At 72.1% G+C, this 17,564-nt stretch carries 17 protein-coding genes; 11 read left to right on the top strand and 6 right to left on the bottom strand.

Annotated elements, in window-relative coordinates:
- The first annotated feature begins 70 nt into the window (after positions 1–70).
- From OG392_RS12495 to era, 6 genes are all read left to right on the top strand, one after another.
- Positions 71–892 (top strand): helix-turn-helix transcriptional regulator, encoded by an 822-nt coding sequence (locus OG392_RS12495; RefSeq protein WP_443055069.1) that lies wholly within the window; start codon positions 71–73, stop codon positions 890–892.
- A 95-nt stretch (positions 893–987) separates the two neighbouring features.
- On the top strand, positions 988–1,350 hold the full coding sequence (locus tag OG392_RS12490) for a cytidine deaminase (protein WP_148004180.1): 363 nt from the start codon (positions 988–990) through the stop codon (positions 1,348–1,350).
- A gap of 233 nt (positions 1,351–1,583) precedes the next feature.
- Positions 1,584–2,060: a hypothetical protein gene (locus OG392_RS12485; protein ID WP_329278613.1), complete on the top strand. Its 477-nt coding sequence runs from the start codon at positions 1,584–1,586 to the stop codon at positions 2,058–2,060.
- Between the two features lie 216 nt (positions 2,061–2,276).
- Positions 2,277–3,608: a beta-xylosidase gene (locus OG392_RS12480; protein ID WP_329278611.1), complete on the top strand. Its 1,332-nt coding sequence runs from the start codon at positions 2,277–2,279 to the stop codon at positions 3,606–3,608.
- A gap of 62 nt (positions 3,609–3,670) precedes the next feature.
- Entirely contained in the window at positions 3,671–4,639 is a 969-nt protein-coding gene (locus OG392_RS12475) for a WxL protein peptidoglycan domain-containing protein (RefSeq protein WP_329278609.1), read from the top strand.
- A 21-nt stretch (positions 4,640–4,660) separates the two neighbouring features.
- Complete coding sequence (era, locus tag OG392_RS12470) at positions 4,661–5,611, top strand: GTPase Era (protein ID WP_374115426.1); 951 nt, start codon at positions 4,661–4,663, stop codon at positions 5,609–5,611.
- Between the two features lie 56 nt (positions 5,612–5,667).
- Here era and OG392_RS12465 read toward each other — a convergent pair whose 3' ends face one another.
- Positions 5,668–5,919 carry a protealysin inhibitor emfourin gene (locus OG392_RS12465; RefSeq protein WP_329278607.1) on the bottom strand — a complete coding sequence of 84 codons (252 nt, stop codon included), beginning with the start codon at positions 5,917–5,919 and terminating at the stop codon, positions 5,668–5,670.
- A gap of 21 nt (positions 5,920–5,940) precedes the next feature.
- Positions 5,941–6,993, bottom strand: coding sequence for a M4 family metallopeptidase (locus OG392_RS12460; protein WP_329278605.1), 1,053 nt, complete (start codon positions 6,991–6,993; stop codon positions 5,941–5,943).
- A 294-nt stretch (positions 6,994–7,287) separates the two neighbouring features.
- Between OG392_RS12460 and leuA the strand changes: the two genes are divergently transcribed.
- Together leuA and OG392_RS12450 are read left to right on the top strand one after the other, a co-directional pair.
- Entirely contained in the window at positions 7,288–9,051 is a 1,764-nt protein-coding gene (gene leuA / locus OG392_RS12455; RefSeq protein ID WP_329278602.1) for a 2-isopropylmalate synthase, read from the top strand.
- A gap of 339 nt (positions 9,052–9,390) precedes the next feature.
- Positions 9,391–10,083 carry a TerB family tellurite resistance protein gene (locus OG392_RS12450; protein WP_329278600.1) on the top strand — a complete coding sequence of 231 codons (693 nt, stop codon included), beginning with the start codon at positions 9,391–9,393 and terminating at the stop codon, positions 10,081–10,083.
- Positions 10,084–10,090: 7 nt separating this feature from the next.
- On the opposite strand, the gene OG392_RS12445 is transcribed toward OG392_RS12450, so the two are convergent.
- The 4 genes from OG392_RS12445 to OG392_RS12430 all read right to left on the bottom strand — a co-directional run bounded on the left by OG392_RS12445 (position 10,091) and on the right by OG392_RS12430 (position 15,694).
- Positions 10,091–11,470: an FAD-binding oxidoreductase gene (locus OG392_RS12445; RefSeq protein WP_329278598.1), complete on the bottom strand. Its 1,380-nt coding sequence runs from the start codon at positions 11,468–11,470 to the stop codon at positions 10,091–10,093.
- Positions 11,471–11,549: 79 nt separating this feature from the next.
- Positions 11,550–13,301, bottom strand: coding sequence for a LuxR C-terminal-related transcriptional regulator (locus OG392_RS12440; RefSeq protein WP_329278597.1), 1,752 nt, complete (start codon positions 13,299–13,301; stop codon positions 11,550–11,552).
- Between the two features lie 63 nt (positions 13,302–13,364).
- Positions 13,365–14,735, bottom strand: coding sequence for an FAD-dependent oxidoreductase (locus OG392_RS12435; protein ID WP_329278595.1), 1,371 nt, complete (start codon positions 14,733–14,735; stop codon positions 13,365–13,367).
- A 146-nt stretch (positions 14,736–14,881) separates the two neighbouring features.
- Positions 14,882–15,694, bottom strand: coding sequence for a hypothetical protein (locus OG392_RS12430; protein ID WP_329278593.1), 813 nt, complete (start codon positions 15,692–15,694; stop codon positions 14,882–14,884).
- A 610-nt stretch (positions 15,695–16,304) separates the two neighbouring features.
- Here OG392_RS12430 and OG392_RS12425 point away from each other — a divergent pair.
- The 3 genes from OG392_RS12425 to recO all read left to right on the top strand — a co-directional run bounded on the left by OG392_RS12425 (position 16,305) and on the right by recO (position 17,562).
- Positions 16,305–16,538, top strand: a complete 234-nt coding sequence (locus OG392_RS12425; protein WP_443054762.1) for a hypothetical protein — start codon at positions 16,305–16,307, stop codon at positions 16,536–16,538.
- Positions 16,535–16,750, top strand: a complete 216-nt coding sequence (locus OG392_RS12420; RefSeq protein WP_329278591.1) for a hypothetical protein — start codon at positions 16,535–16,537, stop codon at positions 16,748–16,750. Before OG392_RS12425 ends, OG392_RS12420 begins: the two co-directional genes overlap by 4 nt.
- A 62-nt stretch (positions 16,751–16,812) precedes the next feature.
- Positions 16,813–17,562 carry a DNA repair protein RecO gene (recO, locus tag OG392_RS12415; RefSeq protein ID WP_329278589.1) on the top strand — a complete coding sequence of 250 codons (750 nt, stop codon included), beginning with the start codon at positions 16,813–16,815 and terminating at the stop codon, positions 17,560–17,562.
- Positions 17,563–17,564 lie beyond the last annotated feature (2 nt).

Below are 17,564 nucleotides of genomic sequence, written 5' to 3'. Positions count from 1 at the left end.
ACACGTGGCCACCGCGCTCGAGAGCACCACGACGAAGCAGCACCGACTCGGCGAACTGCGCGAGTTCCTGATGAGCCGTCGGGCCCGGGTGAGCCCCGCGGAGGCGGGTCTCCCCGACGGCGGCGCGCGCCGCCGCACGCCGGGGCTGCGCCGGGAGGAGGTCGCGGTCCTCGCGGGCGTCGGCGTCTCCTGGTACCAGTGGCTGGAGCAGGGCCGGGACATCACGGTCTCGCCGCAGGTGCTCGACTCGGTGGCGCGGGTGCTGCGGCTGAGCCCGGCGGAGCGGCGCCATCTGTACGTCCTGGCGGCGCTGAACCCGCCGGCGCCGGAGACGGCCCCGGAGGACCGGGACATGTGCGACGGGCTGCGGCGGCTCATCGACGCGTGGATGCCGTTCCCCGCGCACATCATGGACGCGTACTGGAACACCGTCCTCTACAACGACGCGGCGGCGATCGTGCTCGGGATGGGTCCCGACAGCGCGCAGAACTGCCTGGTCACCTTCTTCACCGACCCTCTGTACCGCACCCGCATGGGCCACTGGGAGGAGATCGCCCCCCGGGTCGTCGCCCAGTTCCGTTCGGCGTGCTCGGAGCGCCCCGAGGACGAGGGTTTCCGGCAGGTCGTCGAGGAGGTCAAGGAGCTGAGCCCGGAGTTCGCGGAGCTGTGGGAGCGGCGGGACATCCTCCCCGGCGGGCAGAACCGCAAGGAGCTGGAGCACCCGCTGGTCGGCACGCTGTACGTCGAGGCGACCCAGTTGAGGGTCCCGGCCCGCCCGGATCTGGTGATCGTGCTCCACACCCCGCTGCCGGAGGCCGGCACGGCGGAGAAACTGGAGTGGCTGGTGTCGCCGGAGGGGCGCCGCGGGGCGATGTACCCGGTCGCGGGCTGAGAGCCCGGCCCGGGCGCCCGCCGGCACCGGGGGTGTCGCCGGTCGGGCCTCGGGGCCGTCGCGGCCGCGTTCCGCGGCGGACCTATGCTCAGGGCATGACACTCAGCAGCGAGCACGGCGACCTCGGCGCCGAGGACCTCAAGATCATCACGCTGGCGCGCAGCGCCCGCGCCCGCAACGGTGTGCCCGAGGGGGCCGCCGTACGGGACGAGACCGGTCGTACGTACGTGGCGGGGACGGTGGAGCTGGAGTCGCTCAAGCTGAGCGCCCTGCGCACCGCGGTCGCGATGGCGGTGGCGAGCGGCGCCCGGTCCCTGGAGGCGGCGGCCGTCGTGTCCGGCGCCGAGTCCGCTTCGGACGAGGACCGCGCGGCGGTACGGGACCTGGGCGGCCCGGAGACCCCGGTCCTGCTGGCCGGCCCGGACGGACAGCTGCGCGTGGCGGTCACCGCGGGCTGAGCGGCCCGGTCGCCCCGCGGGCGGGCGACGAGAACCGGACAGGAGGGCCTGGCGTGCGCGCCGGGTCCTCCTGGCTTTTGTGTGTTTGTGAAGGATCACCGCATCTTCTCTTGCCTTCCCATGCCGTCTGCGTCTCAATGAACACCGGTCCGCCCGACGGACCGTCAGATCTTCACCGTCCACGCAGTGTCCGCACCCCCTGCGTTCGTCATCGGAAGGGGTTCGAACTCGCCATGAGAAGCAGAAGCACCTTAGGGACCGTCGCGGTCGTCGCCGGAGGAATCGCCGCCGCCTCGCTCGCCTTCGCGCCGACGGCCGCCGCCGTCTCGCCGGGGTCGGCCACGGCGACGTACGACTGCGGTTCGTGGGGTGGCGGCAGCGCCACCCTCGTCGCGACGCAGAGCGGCACCGCCGCCACCATCACCCTCACCTCGTCCGTGACGACCCCGATCCCGGTCGGCGCCGACCAGATCAACGCCACGCTGACGCTGGCCAAGGCCGGCGGCGGTACACGGGTCTTCAGCGGCAAGAAGAACCCGGCGCTCCCCGTGGGGCCCGTGACCATCGGACCTCTCAGCGGGACCGTGGCCTCCGGCGACAGCCTCAACTCGTACTTCGCGGGTGTCGCCCTCAAGATGGTGATCTTCGGGGTCACGGTGAACTGTGACGCGCTGACCTCGCAGTCGCCGGGACCGTTCGTCTTCAGCTGAGCCCCGCACCCCACGGACCGGTGTCGCCCTGGGCGGCACCGGTCTCCGTCGTGTTCCGGCATCCCTGAAAGGATGTCTGACCTGCGGAAACGTCTTCGGTTCGAGGATCTTGACAGTATCTGATGGGTCATCAGTCGATGTCTCTCGCTTGCATTGACTTCTCTCCGCCCGCAGCCGTCAATGGCGCCCACTCATCCCTCAGGAGGGGGCACACCCATGGCACTCACCCGATCCCGGGCGGCGGCCCGAAGACGGCGCTGGACCGCCGTCCTCGGCGCCACCGCGCTCGCGGTCGCAGGAGGCGCGCTCGCGGCCCCGGCCGGCGCGACGACCACCTCCCAGCCGGTGGAATTCCAGACCCGCTGCGTCCCGCCGCCGATCGCCGGCATCCCGCCCATCACGGGCACCACCACCGCCGAGATCACCGTCGACAAGGCCAGTCCCAAGGTCGGCGAGACGGTCACCGTGACGTACACGATCACCAAGCCCGCCGCGTCCAACCCGGTCGACCTCGCGCTGCCGGCCGACATCATGACGCCCAGCGGCAAGGTCACCCTCGGCGGCGCCCAGAGCGGCGCGGTCACCGTCAACGGCCCCAAGAAGAACCCGCCGGTCCCCGGCAAGGGCTCCTTCCCGGCCTTCTCGATGACCGGCACGTTCACCGTCACCCAGGCCGGGTCGATCACCCTCTCGCCCGGCGACTACAACATCCACACCAGCTACCTCATGGAGCTGGACACCCCCTGCACGGTGCTCAACCCGCCCGCCCCCGTCTCGGAGACGGTCGTCGCCAGCCCCGTGACCAGCCCCAACACCCGCGCGCTGGCCCTCGACACCGCGTCCGGCGACCCGGGCGTCCGGGTGACCGTCAACGGGTCGAAGTTCACCCCGCTCACCGACGTCACCGTCGTCGGCCGCGCCGGGGCGGCGGAGACCGCGGACAGGATGACCGTCACGACCGACAGCGAGGGCTCCTTCGCCGCGCGCCTCAAGGTCAACGACGTGACGACCACCGGGATCGTGGCCTACGAGGGGGCGGCCTGGGACCCCGGCAAGGGCGCCGGCCCGGCCGCGTACAAGGTCGTCGTACCGGCGCCGCCGAACAGCCAGACCATCACCGCGGCCGTCACCGCCGGTGAGCTGTCCATGACCCAGGCGGGGGACGCCGTCGAGCTGTCGTCCGTCGACTTCGGTCAGGGCGGCGCGGCGACCGGCGACCTCAAGACGGTGACCGTGAAGGACTTCCGCGGCGGCCCCGCGGGCTGGTCCCTCACCGGCAAGGTCACCGACTTCACCGGCACCGGCGGCTCCATCGGCGCCGGCGGCCTCAGCTGGACCCCGGCCTGCACCGCCAAGGCCGGCAGCCCCAGCGCCTGCGCGGCCGGCTCGTCCGGTCCGGTCGGCAGCGGCGGCGCGACCCTCGCCTCCACGCCGAACGGCGCCCTCACGGGCGGCGAGTTCACGATCGACGCGGGGCTCTCCCTCGACGTCCCGGCCTTCACCGCGCCGGGCTCGTACGCGGGCGTGCTGACGCTCACCCTGTCCTGACCACCGTGCGGGCCGGGCGCGCACCCGGCCGGCCCGCTCCGCACCCCGGGGGTTTTCGACTCGTGCGCACGCTGTACGTACTCCTCCTGAGCGTCCTGCTCCTCCTCCTGGGCCCCGCCCCGCACGCACGGGCCGCCGAGAACGGCGAGTGGGCCGTCTATCCGGCCGCCGCCCGGCTCGGCAGCCGCCCCTACTTCTTCCTCACCGCCGATCCGGGCTCCACGCTCACCGACAAGGTCACCGTCGCCAACAAGACGGCCGCCCCGCTGACCTTCCGGCTCTACGGCGCCGACGCCTACAACACCGACCGGGACGGCGGCTTCGCCGTCCGCACCCAGCGGGAGAGGCAGACCGGCGCCGGTGCCTGGATCACGCCCGAGCGGACCCGGATCACCGTCCCGCCCGGCTCCGCCGTCACCGTCCGGTACACGCTGACCGTCCCCGCCGACGCCGACCCCGGCGACCACCCGGGGGCGCTCGTCGCCCTCGACGAGCGGATCAGCCCCGGCGGGAAGGGCGCCGTCGCCGTCGGCGTCCAGCGCGCCGTCGCCGCCCGCCTCTACCTGCGGGTCAACGGACCGACCGTGCCCGCCCTCGGCGTCGAGGACGTGACCGTCGACCAGGACCGGCCGCTGGTCCCCGGCGCCGGCACCAGCAGCGCGGTCGTCTCGTACACGCTGCACAACCGGGGCAACGTCACCCTCAACCCCAAGGTCGCCCTCAGGGCGGAGGGCCTCTTCGGACGCACCCTCCTCGCCCGCGACCTCGCCACGGTGCCGTCCGAGCTGCTGCCCCGGCAGAAGATCCGGCTCACCGAGCGGTGGACCGGCTCCCCGCAGCTCGACTGGGGCGACATCACCCTCACCGCCACCGCGAAGGACGTGCGGGAAACCGGCACGGTGTCCTTCCTCGCCCTGCCCTGGCTCGCCGCCGCGACCCTGCTCGTCGGGGGCGCCGCGGGCCTCCTGGGCCTGCGGATCCGGCGCCACCGGGCGGCCCGCACGGAGCCGAGTGCGCACGTGAGTACGTGAGGCGGGCGCTCATCGGGGACAATGGCCCCCATGAGCGCTCGCAACCAAGAAACCGAAGCCGTCCACCGGGCCGGCTTCGCCTGCTTCGTCGGCCGCCCCAACGCGGGCAAGTCCACTCTCACGAACGCTCTGGTCGGCCAGAAGGTGGCCATCACCTCGAACCGGCCGCAGACCACCCGGCACACCGTCCGCGGCATCGTGCACCGCCCCGAGGCGCAGCTGATCCTGGTGGACACCCCCGGCCTCCACAAGCCGCGCACCCTCCTGGGCGAGCGGCTCAACGACGTCGTGCGCACCACCTGGGCCGAGGTCGACGTGATCGGCTTCTGCCTGCCCGCCGACCAGAAGCTCGGCCCCGGCGACAAGTTCATCGCCAAGGAACTCGCCGGGATCAAGAAGACCCCCAAGGTCGCGATCATCACCAAGACCGACCTGGTCGACTCCAAGACCCTCGCCGAGCAGCTGATCGCCGTCGACCAGCTCGGCAAGGAGCTGGGCTTCGAGTGGGCGCAGATCGTGCCGGTCTCCGCCGTCGGCAACAAGCAGGTCCAGCTCGTCGCCGACCTGCTGATCCCGCTGCTTCCCGAGTCCCCGCCGCTCTACCCGGAGGGCGACCTCACGGACGAGCCGGAGCAGGTCATGGTCGCGGAGCTGATCCGCGAGGCCGCGCTCGAAGGCGTACGGGACGAGCTGCCGCACTCGATCGCGGTGGTCGTCGAGGAGATGATCCCGCGCGAGAACCGCCCGGCGGACCGGCCGCTGCTCGACATCCACGCCAACGTGTACATCGAGCGCCCCAGCCAGAAGGGCATCATCATCGGCCCGAAGGGCAGTCGCCTCAAGGAGGTCGGCATGAAGTCCCGCAAGCACATCGAGGCCCTCCTCGGCACCCCGGTCTTCCTCGACCTCCACGTCAAGGTCGCGAAGGACTGGCAGCGCGACCCGAAGCAGCTCCGCAAGCTCGGTTTCTGAGCCCGGCCCCCACCGTCCGCCGGCCCCCACCGTCCGGCCGGAGGCCGGCGGACGGTCTAGGCGCCTTCCTTGAGGACCCTCGTGACGAGGGTCCTCTGTGCTTCCGTCAGACGCGGGTCGAGGCAGCGGACCGTGCGGGCGTCGACGGTGATCTCGTACCGGAAGCCGTCCGGCACGCCCTGGTGCTCGTCGTCGCCGTCGGCGAGCACGGCGCCGGCGAGGGACTCCCACTCGGGGCCCGAGACCTCCACCTCCGCCGACCGCTCGATGCCCGCGAAACCGCCCGTGCGCCGCACTCGAATCCGCATGGGACCTGTGTACCAGCCGAATCAGTCGGTCGGAACGCCCACCGCCGACCAGGCCTTCAGGACGGCCTGGATCTCCTCCCCGTCGCCGTACCGCGCCCGTGCCGCCACCACCGTGGCCGCCGCGAACTCGGAGAACCGGGCCTCGGGGGTGAGGGTCCCGCCGGTCATCACGTCGTACCAGATCTGCCCGGCCCGCTCCCAGGCGTTGCCGCCCAGCTCGGTCGCCGCCAGGTAGAAGGCGTGGTTGGGGATGCCCGAGTTGATGTGGACACCGCCGTTGTCGCGGCCGGTGCGGACGTAGTCGTCCATGTGGCCGGGCTGCGGGTCCTTGCCGAGGACGTCGTCGTCGTACGCGGTGCCCGGGGCCTTCATGGAGCGCAGCGCCGCGCCCTCCACGTTCGGGTGGAAGAGGCCCTCGCCGATGAGCCAGTCGGCGGTGTCGGCGGTCTGGCCGAGGGCGTACTGCTTCACGAGGGAGCCGAAGACGTCGGAGACCGACTCGTTGAGGGCGCCGGACTGGCTGAAGTACTCCAGGTTCGCCGAGTACTGGGTGAAGCCGTGGGCGAGCTCGTGGCCGATGACGTCCACGGGAAGGGTGAAGTCGAGGAAGATCTCGTCGTCGCCGTCGCCGAACACCATCTGCTCGCCGTTCCAGAAGGCGTTGCCGTACTTCTCGTCGTAGTGGACGGAGGCGAGCAGCGGCAGCCCGGAGCCGTCGATGGAGTTGTGCCCGAAGGCGTTCAGGAAGAGGTCGAAGGTGGCACCGAGGCCGGCGTACGCCCGGTTGACGGTGGCGTCCCCGGTCGCGGCGTCGCCCTCGCCGCGGACCTTCGTCCCGGGAAGGTCGGTGCCGCGCTCGCAGTCGTAGATCGTGCGGTGCGGCTTCCCGGCCTCGGCGGGGCTGAGCGTGGGCGCGGTGCCGGGCAGCGGCAGGATCCGGAACGTACGGGCCGAGGCGTCCGCGATGAGCGTGCGGCGCGCGGCCGCGGCGACGGCCGGGTTCGCGGAGTGCGCCAGGTGCTCCAGGAGGTGCGGAGGGACGATCGAGCAGAAGACGGGCGTCTGGGGAGTCATGCTCGCAATGTGGCACTGAGTGAGCCCACTGTCACGGGATGAGACGAGGATTGGCGAAATGGAGTGATGCGTCACTGTTCGCCCTTGACGCCGACGCCGTCCCGCATACTGATACGGGACGTCCGTCTCCGACGTCCCTGGGCTAGGCTGCGGCACATCATGCGTTTCGGGCTGCTTCTCCTTAGCTGCCGCGGCGAGGGCCTGTAGTCGTAGGCCGACCCCCTCCCCGCGGGACCTGGTGTTGCGTTCGACAGTCGGCCGTCCTTCTTGCTGGACCCGAGGAGCCCAACGCACATGACCCAGTCCCCGTTCGTCAGCCGTCCCACGCCGATCACCAACGCGACGCAGCTGCAGAAGCCGTCCGGGATGCCGATCCACAAGTACGGCCAGTACGAGCAGGTCCGGATCCCCGACCGCACCTGGCCCGAGCAGCGGATCACCAAGGCCCCGCGCTGGCTGTCCACCGACCTGCGCGACGGCAACCAGGCCCTGATCGACCCGATGTCCCCGGCCCGCAAGCGCGAGATGTTCGACCTGCTCGTGCGCATGGGCTACAAGGAGATCGAGGTCGGCTTCCCGTCCTCCGGCGAGACCGACTTCGCGTTCGTGCGCTCCATCATCGAAGAGGGCGCGATCCCGGACGACGTCACCATCTCCGTACTGACCCAGGCCCGCGAGGACCTGATCGAACGGACCGTGGAGTCCCTGGTCGGCGCCAGGCGCGCCACCGTCCACCTGTACAACGCCACCGCGCCCACCTTCCGCCGGGTCGTCTTCCGCGGTTCCAAGGAGCAGATCAAGCAGATCGCCGTGGACGGCACCCGCCTGGTCATGGAGTACGCGGAGAAGCTGCTCGACGAGCGCACGACCTTCGGCTACCAGTACAGCCCCGAGATCTTCACCGACACCGAGCTGGACTTCGCCCTGGAGGTCTGCGAGGCGGTCTGTGACGTCTGGCAGCCGGGTCCGGGCCGCGAGATCATCCTGAACCTGCCCGCCACCGTGGAGCGCTCGACGCCCTCCACGCACGCGGACCGCTTCGAGTGGATGTCCCGGAACCTGACCCGCCGCGAGCACATCTGCGTGTCGGTCCACCCGCACAACGACCGCGGTACGGCCGTGGCTGCCGCCGAGCTGGCCATCATGGCCGGTGCCGACCGCATCGAGGGCTGCCTGTTCGGACAGGGCGAGCGCACCGGCAACGTCGACCTGGTGACCCTGGGCATGAACCTGTTCAGCCAGGGCGTCGACCCGCAGATCGACTTCTCGCAGATCGACGAGATCCGTCGCACCTCCGAGTACTGCAACCAGATGGAGGTCCACCCGCGCCACCCCTACGCGGGCGACCTGGTCTACACCGCCTTCTCCGGCTCCCACCAGGACGCCATCAAGAAGGGCTTCGACGCCATGGAGGCCGACGCGGCCGCCCAGGGCAAGACCGTCGACGACATCGAGTGGGCGGTGCCGTACCTGCCCATCGACCCGAAGGACGTCGGCCGCTCCTACGAGGCCGTCATCCGGGTCAACTCGCAGTCCGGCAAGGGCGGCATCGCGTACGTCCTGAAGAACGACCACAAGCTGGACCTGCCCCGCCGGATGCAGATCGAGTTCTCGAAGATCATCCAGCAGAAGACGGACACCGAGGGCGGCGAGGTCACCCCGGCCGCGATCTGGTCCGTCTTCCAGGACGAGTACCTGCCCAACCCGGACAACGCCTGGGGGCGCATCCAGCTGCGCTCCGGCCAGACCACCTCCGACACGGACGGCACGGACACGCTGACCGTCGAGGCGGTCGTCGACGGCGCCGAGACCGTCCTGTCCGGCTCCGGCAACGGTCCGATCTCCGCCTTCTTCGCCGCCCTGCAGGCGATCGGCGTGGACGCCCGCCTGCTGGACTACCAGGAGCACACCATGAGCGAGGGCGCCTCCGCGCAGGCCGCCTCGTACATCGAGTGCGCCATCGACGGTCAGGTCCTGTGGGGCATCGGCATCGACGCCAACACCACCCGCGCCTCCCTGAAGGCGGTCATCTCGGCGGTCAACCGGTCCGCCCGCTGACCCGGTCCTCAGGAGACGGCCCCGCACCCTTCCGAGGGGGGCGGGGCCGTCCCGTCTCCGGCCCGGGTGATGTTTCCGGGCTCCGGGCCACCCCGGAGAGTGATCTCGCGACGACCGCTTCGGCCATCGAATCCGGTGCGATCGGCCCGGTGGAGGCGGCAGGCCTGGCCGGCGGAGGCTTCCTGGCCTTCGGAAAGCGCCGCCGCCGCGCTCCGCGGTCAATGACGTGTCTCGGCCAACTCCGCTGTGAAGTCCTGACGGGGTGCTGACGCCACATCAAGGATGTGGCTAACATCACGCCAACGCCGGCAGTGCAGCCGGGCCGTTGAGGAGGTGCGTGTGCGGTCTGCCCGGAATTCACGTGGTGGGAAAGTGGGCGTCTGCGGAATCCGCACCTCCTGGAACACGGTCGGGGACGGCGAGTTCTTCTGCGAGGAGTGCGGCGGCGACCGCAACTACCGGCGCCGCACCGGCCGCCGCCGTTTCGCCGTCCTGGGCGTCCCGGTCCTGCCCCGGGGCTGTACGGGCCCCGTCGTCGAGTGCGCGGCCTGTCACACGCACTTCGGTACGGAGGTGCTCGACCACCCCACGACCAGCCGCTTCTCCGCGATGCTGCGGGACGCCGTGCACACCGTCGCCCTCGCCGTGCTCGCGGCCGGCGGCACCGACTCGCGAGCGGTCCTGGACCGGGCCGTGAGCGCCGTCAGGTCCGCCGGATTCGCCGAGTGCACCGCCGTCCAGCTCGTCGACCTCGTCGAGGCCCTGGAGGCCGACACCGGGCGCTTCATGCCCGAGGTGAACCCCGAGGGCGCGCTCCTCGCGATCGAGCTGCACGAGGCCCTGGAGCCCCTCACCCCGCACCTGGCGCCCTCGGGCCGGGAGTCGATCCTGCTCCAGGCCGCCCGGATCGCCCTCGCCGACGGGGCCTACCGCCCGGCCGAGCAGGAGGTCCTGGGAACGGTCGGCAACGCGCTCGCGCTCGCCCCGGACGACGTCGTGCGGCTGCTCGCCTCGGCCCGGACGGTCGCGTAGGACCCGCTCAGGGCGCGATGTTCCGGTTCAGCCGGAACACGTTGTCGGGGTCGTACCGGCGCTTGACCGTCCTCAGGCGCGCGTAGTTCTGGCGGTAGTTGACCCGTACGCGGTCCTGGTCGTCGGTGTCCATGAAGTTGACGTAGCCGCCCTCCTGGGTGTGCGGGCGCAGGGCCGCGTCGTAGGCGCGGGTCCAGGCGATGTTGCGCGCCGAGTCCGCCGGGTCGGTCCAGGTGCCGCCGAAGGAGTGCGAGAAGGCGGCGTCCCGGTACGCGAACGCGGTCTCCTCCGGGCCCACCCGCCGGCAGGCGCCGTCGATCGGGAAGATCGCCGTGTCCGATTCGAGGGACGGCATCGTCGCGCCGTACTCCATGTGCGCCGCGATCGCCCCGTCCGACAGCTCGCGGCTGAAGTTGCCCTTCCAGTAGTGGTACAGCCCGGCCGGCAGTTGCTCGTCGAAGAGCGTGTTGATCACCGGGTACGGCATCCGCTCCATGAAGCGGCCGACGACCGGGCCGAGCCCGTCCAGGCGGGCGAGGACCTTCCCGTCCTCCGCCTCCGGGCCGCTGAAACAGGTGAACGCGGCGCAGATCGGGCGGCCGTGCCAGCGCTCCGGGAGGAACGGTTCCTCCGGGCCGAGCGCGAGGACCAGGATCGAGTTCAGCTCCTCCGGGGAGTCCGCGATCAGCTCCCGCCATGCGCGGGCCACGTCCCCGTCCAGGGGGTAGCAGGTCAGGCCGCCGAAGACGTCCGCGACCGGGTGCAGCCGGTACGCGAGGGAGACGGCGACGCCGAAGTTGCCGCCGCCGCCGCGCAGCGCCCAGAACAGGTCCGCGTTCCGCTCGGTGTCGCAGGAGACCAGGGTGCCCTCGGCGGTCACCACGTCCGCCGCGATCAGGTTGTCGCAGCTCAGGCCGTGGCGGCGGGCCAGGTGACCCATGCCGCCGCCGAGCGTGAGGCCGCCGATGCCGGTCGTGGAGATCACCCCGCCGGTGGTCGCGAGCCCGAAGGCGTGGGTGGCGTGGTCGAAGTCGCCCCAGGTGGCGCCGCCCTCGGCACGCGCCGTACGGGCGGCCGGGTCGACCCGGACGCCCCGCATCCGGGACAGGTCGACGACGAGGCCGTCGTCCACGGTGCCGAAGCCGGCGACCGAGTGGGAGCCGCCGCGCACGGCCAGCGGGAGCTCGTGCTCCCGGGCGTGGAGCACCGCCGCGATCACGTCGCCGGCGTCCACGGCGTGGACGACGACGGCCGGGCGGCGGTCGTGCAGGGCGTTGTAGACCCGGCGGGCCTCGTCGTACGAGGGGTCGCCGCGGGTCACGACGGTGCCGCGCACGGCACCGCGGAGCGAGTCGACAGGGGGCTGGGGGCCGGTCGTGGTGGTCATGCCTCCGGTGTAGCCCGGTGGGCTCCGGGCCCGCATCGCCCGAACCGCCCATGCGTGGACCCCGGCCCGGATGGGCCGTTCAGACCAGGTCGTGCGCGTAGGCGTAGGCCGTGGCGGAGGCGCGGGAGCCGACGCCCAGCTTGGCGAAGATGTTGTTCAGATGCCGGGCGACGGTGTGCTCGCTGATCACCAGCGACCGGGCGATGTCCTTGTTGGTGCCGCCCGAGGCGACCAGCCGCAGGACCTCCGCCTCCCGCGCGGTGAGCCCGCCCGGCAGCCGCCGCCGCGACCCGCCGCCGAGCAGCGCGGCCGCTCGCCGGGCGTCCGGCACGGCCCCGAGCCGCTCGAAGACCGCGCGGGCGGTGCCGAGCTCCAGGCGGGCCGCCTCCTCGTCGCCCGCCGCCCGGCAGGCGGCCGCGAGCAGCATCCGTACCTGCGCGGCCTCGTACGGCACCCGCAGCTCCAGCCATCCGGCGAGCGCCCGGCGCAGGGGCAGCAGCGCCCCGGGCCGCTTCCCGGCGAGGGCCACCGAGCCGAGGGCCGTGTCGGCCAGGGCACGCAGCAGGGGTACGTCCCCGTCGGCGGCGCCCGCGAGGGCGTCGAGGCCCGCCGCCGCCTTCGCCGCCCCGGACAGGTCCCGGACGGCGAGCGCCACCTCCGTGCGGGCGGCGAGCAGCCGGGCCCGGCCCAGGACGTCGTGGTCGGGGTCGCTCCGGCAGGCCAGGGCCAGGTCGACGCCCGCCACCGCCGCGTCGGCCCGGCCCTGTGCCAGGCGCAGCAGCGCGAGGCCCGGCTGCGGGATCCGGCCCAGCTCGTGGGAGTGCCCGTACGAGACGGCGGCGGCTTCGAGGCGGCCCTGGCGCCGCTGCACGTCCCCGGCGGCGTAGTACGCGGCGGCGGCCGACTCCAGACAGTCCACCGGCACCTCCCGGCAGGCCTGCCGGGCCTCGGCCTCGGCGAGCGCCCAGGCCCCGAGGAGGTCGAGGACCTCGACCCGGTGGGCCCGGCAGACGCCCCGGAAGGGGTTCTCGCCGGAGGGGACGGACATGGGGAGCGGGGCGGCACCCGCGGGGGCGCCCTCCGGGGCCCTGGCGGTGTCCTCGTCCGGCGGGCGGCCGGTCCACGGCGGGGCGCACCACTCCATCGCCGCGTTCGTCCACTCCACCGCCCGTGCGAAGTCGGCGGCCTCCATGCACTGGGTCAGGGCGAGGCAGTACAGCCAGCCGGTGACCATGCCGCTGAGTTCGCCGGCCGACACCGCGCACATCGCGTCGTCGAGGAGGGCGAGGCCCTCGGTCCTGCGGCCGGCCGCGAGGAGCGCACGGGACCCGGCCTGGCGGCTGAGGGCGAGGAGATCGGGGCTGCCGCAGGCGAGGGCGAGGGCGGTCATGCGGCGGGTCGCGGCGAGGGCGGCCTCGTGGTCGCCGCGTGCCGACGCCTCCTCGGCCGCCGTCATCGCCAGGAAGCACTGCTCCGGGCAGTCCGGCAGATCCTCCAGGTGGTGCCGGGCCCGGTGGAGCCAGCCGGCGGCCGCCGCGGGCCGCCCGAGGCCGGCGTACTCGTAGTACAGCCACCAGGAGGCGAGCCCCGCGCCCCGGTGGTCGTCGGCGGCGAGGTAGGCGGCGTGCGCCCGGAGCCGGGCGGTCACGGACTCGTCGACGTGCCCGGACCACCAGGCGGCGTCGGCGAGCACGGAGAGGTCGTCGGCGGTCAGGCCGCGCGAGGGGTGCCGGTCGTGGGCGCGGAGCAGCTGGTACGCCTCGGCCCAGGACTCACGGGCGGCGGCGTCCCTGGCGCGTCCGACCGGGTCGGTCGTGGTGGGTACGGACATGGCTCTCGCCCCTTCCCGGTCCTTTCAGGGTAGGCCGGGGAAGGGGCGGGAGCCTGGGAGGTCCTACTCGATCGCGCCGCTCGCGCGCAGCATGTCCTCGCGCTCGACGATCTTGATGCGCTCGCGGCCCTGCGGCTCGCCGAGCGCCTTCTCGGCGGCGTCCAGGGCGTACCAGCCCTCCCACGTGGTGTACGTGAGGCCCTTGCCCTCCAGGAAGGACACGACGGCGTCCGCCTCCGGGGTGTCGGGGGTGAGCAGCCGGCCGTTCGCGAAGTCGTCCAGGAGGTTCGCCACGGTCTCGTTGGCGTCACCCTTGGTGTGGCCGATGAGGCCGACGGGGCCGCGACGGATCCAGCCGGTGCAGTACGTGGAGGCCATGTGCTCGCCGGTCTCCTCGACGACCCGGCCGCCCTCGTCCGGGACGGTGCCGCTGACGGCGTCCCAGGGGAGCTTGGGCAGCTCGTCGGAGAGGTAGCCGACGGCACGGTAGACGGCCTGGACGTCCCAGTCCGTGGTCGTGCCGGTGCCCTTCACGTTGCCCGTGCCGTCCAGCTCGGTCCGCTCGGTGCGCAGGCCGACGACCTGGCCGTCCTCGCCGAGGATCTCGACGGGCGACTCGAAGAAGTGCAGGAAGAGCTTGTGCGGGCGGTCGCCGACGTCGCGGATCGCCCAGTTCTCCAGGGTCTTGGCGACCATGTCGGTCTGCTTGTTCTTGCGCCGCTCGGCGATCGAGCCGTCGTCGTAGTCGATGTCCTCGGGGTTGACGATGACCTCGATGGTGGGGGAGTGGTCCAGCTCGCGCAGCTCCATGGGGCTGAACTTGGCCTGGGCCGGCCCGCGGCGTCCGAAGACGTGGATCTCGACGGCCTTGTTGGCCTTGAGACCGTCGTAGACGTTGGCCGGGATCTCGGTCGGCAGCAGCTCGTCGCCGGTCTTGGCGAGGATGCGGGCGATGTCGAGGGCCACGTTGCCGACGCCGAGGACGGCGACCTTCTCCGCCTCGAGCGGCCAGGTGCGCGGGACGTCCGGGTGGCCGTCGTACCAGGAGGCGAAGTCGGCGGCGCCGTACGAGCCGTCCAGCTCGACGCCCGGGATGCTCAGCGGGCGGTCGGCCATGGCGCCGGTCGAGAAGATCACGGCGTCGTAGAAGGCGCGCAGGTCGTCGAGGTGGATGTCGGTGCCGTAGTCGATGTTGCCGAAGAGGCGGACCTGCGGCTTGTCGAGGACCTGGTGGAGGGCGTTGACGATGCCCTTGATGCGCGGGTGGTCGGGGGCGACGCCGTAGCGGATGAGGCCGAAGGGTGCGGGCATCCGCTCGAAGAGGTCGATGGACACACCCGGCTCGGCGGCGGCCTCGGACTTCAGCAGCGCATCGGCGGCGTAGATTCCGGCGGGGCCGGCGCCGACGATCGCGACCCGGAGGGGGCGGGGCATGACTGGGTTCCCTTCGCAAGCGACGTGGCGGCGAAGCCGCCGACACTTAGGTCACCCTAAATAATGCGGCACGCGAACCGGTACCCGCCCCCGGTCTATGGACTCATAAGGCGAACTTATGACTTCCATAAGTGAAGGTGTCGATCTCAGAGTCCGTCGACGCCGAGCAGCGCGAGGACCGTGCCGGTGACCGCCCCGGCGGCGCCGACCAGGCCGATGAGGAGGCCGCTCCCCGTCAGGGTGAGGTCCAGCGCGCGCATGCCCCGGCTCCGGAGGACGACCACGTGTCCGGGGTCCTGCGGATCGTAGGCGACGTCGATGGTCCACGTGTCCGCGAACCTCTGCACGGTGCGGCTCAGCCCCTCGGGGTCCGTGTAGACGTACGTGGACTGCTCGCCCGGGGCCCGCTCGGCCGCGACCGTGACACCGTGCTTGCGCAGCCGGCGCTCCTCCCGCGAGGGGGACGAGGCCGCCCAGCCGAGCACGAGGAAGAACAGCCCGAGGAGGCCGCTCGGAACGACGATGATGATCGCGGCGGCGTGCCCGGTGGCGATCACCAGCACGCACAGCGCGACGATCGCGAGGCTCCCGTAGAGCGCCCCCCGCTTGATCGCGCGGAAGACCTTCCCCGCGGACGGGTCGCCCAGGCGGGTGCCCGATATGTACCCGGCGCCGTCGACCGTCTCCGGCTCCTCCGGCAGGGCCGCGTTGACCGCGTCGGCGAACGCCCCGGCGGCCGCCTCGTCCACGCCCGCGAACCGCTGGACGTGCGGAGCGGCGCCTGGCGCCGCCGTGAGCTCGACGGCCACGGCCCGGCCCTCGACGCGCACGCGCGCCACGGCCTTCAGCGGGATGTGCAGCTCCTCGCGGGCGCGGCGGAGCAGCAGCGCCTGCCCTTCGGCGCGCAGCCCGGTGCCGTCGGGCCCCCTGAGGGCGGGAATGGGTGACGTGATCGACATGGCGCGATCGTAGAGGCGCGCTGACTGCGGGTGAAGGGCCTGTCCACGGCGCGTGCGCGAATCCGCCGGACGCGGCGCCCACGAAGGCGACGGGACCGGCGAACGTCAGGGCCCAGCCGTACGCGCCGTGGTCGTCCGACCGCCGCAGGTCGCGGCAGAGCAGGCCCAGGAGCGCGTCGTCGGCGCGAACTCGCAGATCTTCGTCGCCACCGCCTCCGGATCCGCCACCGCGTGGAAAGAGGGGCGTACGGCGACTTGTCGATGAGCTTGCGAACCGTGCGTTCGAGAATACCGCCGGTTTGTAGGACCACATCGATTCAGCGTCACGTCCCACTACTGCTTTCGAATTCCCTGCTCGAACAGGCCTATGCACGCCCCCGAAACGAACACCCGTCCGCCCAGTTCCTCCCGGGTAAGGCCCGCAGCCTCCCTGTGCTCCTTGGGCTCTTCCCCCGAAGAACACCCGGGCATCCTGCTGCCTGCCTTTGGCCAGGGACTAACTCCCGAACGCTACGCCCTAGTTGTACGACCTGCGCAGCTGTCGATTCTACGGATACCGCCCCACCCTGGTGAGGCGAAGCAGGAAATGGATTCGGAAAGGCATACGTTGGTGAAGGAAGACATCATGAAGACGACCACAGGGGCGATCGAAGTCGCACAAGAGGCAGTGACCGAATTGCGCGAGGCGCTCGCGAGGGCCGGAATCCGGCTTCCCTCGCCCGGGCTCGACGTCGTCACCCTCGCCGCCGATCCTCCGAGGCCGCACGTCGAATTGGGATGCTGCACGGTGGAAACGGCTCGGCTCCTCGCCGCCGTCCTGCCGGGGGAGGAGAACCGGTCATGACACTGCCCATCGGGTCGTACGTCGTCGAGATCCGCACCGGGCGGGTCGGGAGGGTCATGGGGCACGAGGGGCCCTATGTCCAGATCCGGCCGCTCGGCGGCGGACGGGAATGGGACGTGGCGCCCGACGAGGTACGGGAGGCCACCTCGGCCGAGCGGCTGAGCGCGGCCACGGCGCACGTGAACGCGCGGAGCCGCGGCGAGGTGCCCTGACTCCGTCGGGCTCCCTCACGACTCGGGCCCGGGGAGCCTCCTCCGTACGCGAGAATGGGCCCATGAGTCTGTTCCGCGACGACGGCATCGTGCTGCGCACCCAGAAGCTGGGCGAAGCGGACCGCATCATCACCCTCCTCACCCGCGGGCACGGGCGCGTACGCGCCGTCGCGCGCGGGGTACGGCGGACCAAGTCGAAGTTCGGGGCGCGGCTCGAACCGTTCTCCCACGTGGACGTGCAGTTCTTCGCCCGGGGGAGCGAGCTGGTCGGACGCGGCCTGCCGCTCTGCACGCAGAGCGAGACCATCGCCGCGTACGGCAGCGGCATCGTCACCGACTACGCCCGCTACACCGCCGGCACCGCCATGCTGGAGACGGCGGAACGGTTCACGGACCACGAGGGCGAGCCCGCCGTGCAGCAGTACCTGCTGCTCGTCGGCGGCCTGCGGACCCTCGCCCGGGGCGAGCACGCCCCCCATCTGATCCTCGACGCCTTCCTCCTCCGCTCGCTGGCCGTGAACGGCTACGCGCCGAGCTTCGTGGACTGTGCCAAGTGCGGCATGCACGGGCCCAACCGGTTCTTCTCGGTCGCGGCGGGCGGTGTCATATGCGGCGACTGCCGCGTACCCGGAAGCGTCGTACCCTCTCCGGAGGCCATCGGCCTGCTCAGCGCGCTGCTCACCGGCGACTGGGCGACGGCGGACGCGTGCGAGCCGCGTCACGTCAGGGAGGGCAGCGGACTCGTGTCCGCCTATCTGCACTGGCACCTGGAGCGCGGCCTGCGCTCCCTGCGGTACGTAGAGAAAAGCTAGGT

The sequence above is a fragment of the Streptomyces sp. NBC_00691 genome (assembly GCF_036226665.1).
Taxonomy (GTDB): Bacteria; Actinomycetota; Actinomycetes; order Streptomycetales; family Streptomycetaceae; genus Streptomyces.
The sequence above is the reverse complement of the archived record's forward strand: the minus strand, read 5'-3'. Positions and strand labels throughout refer to the sequence as shown.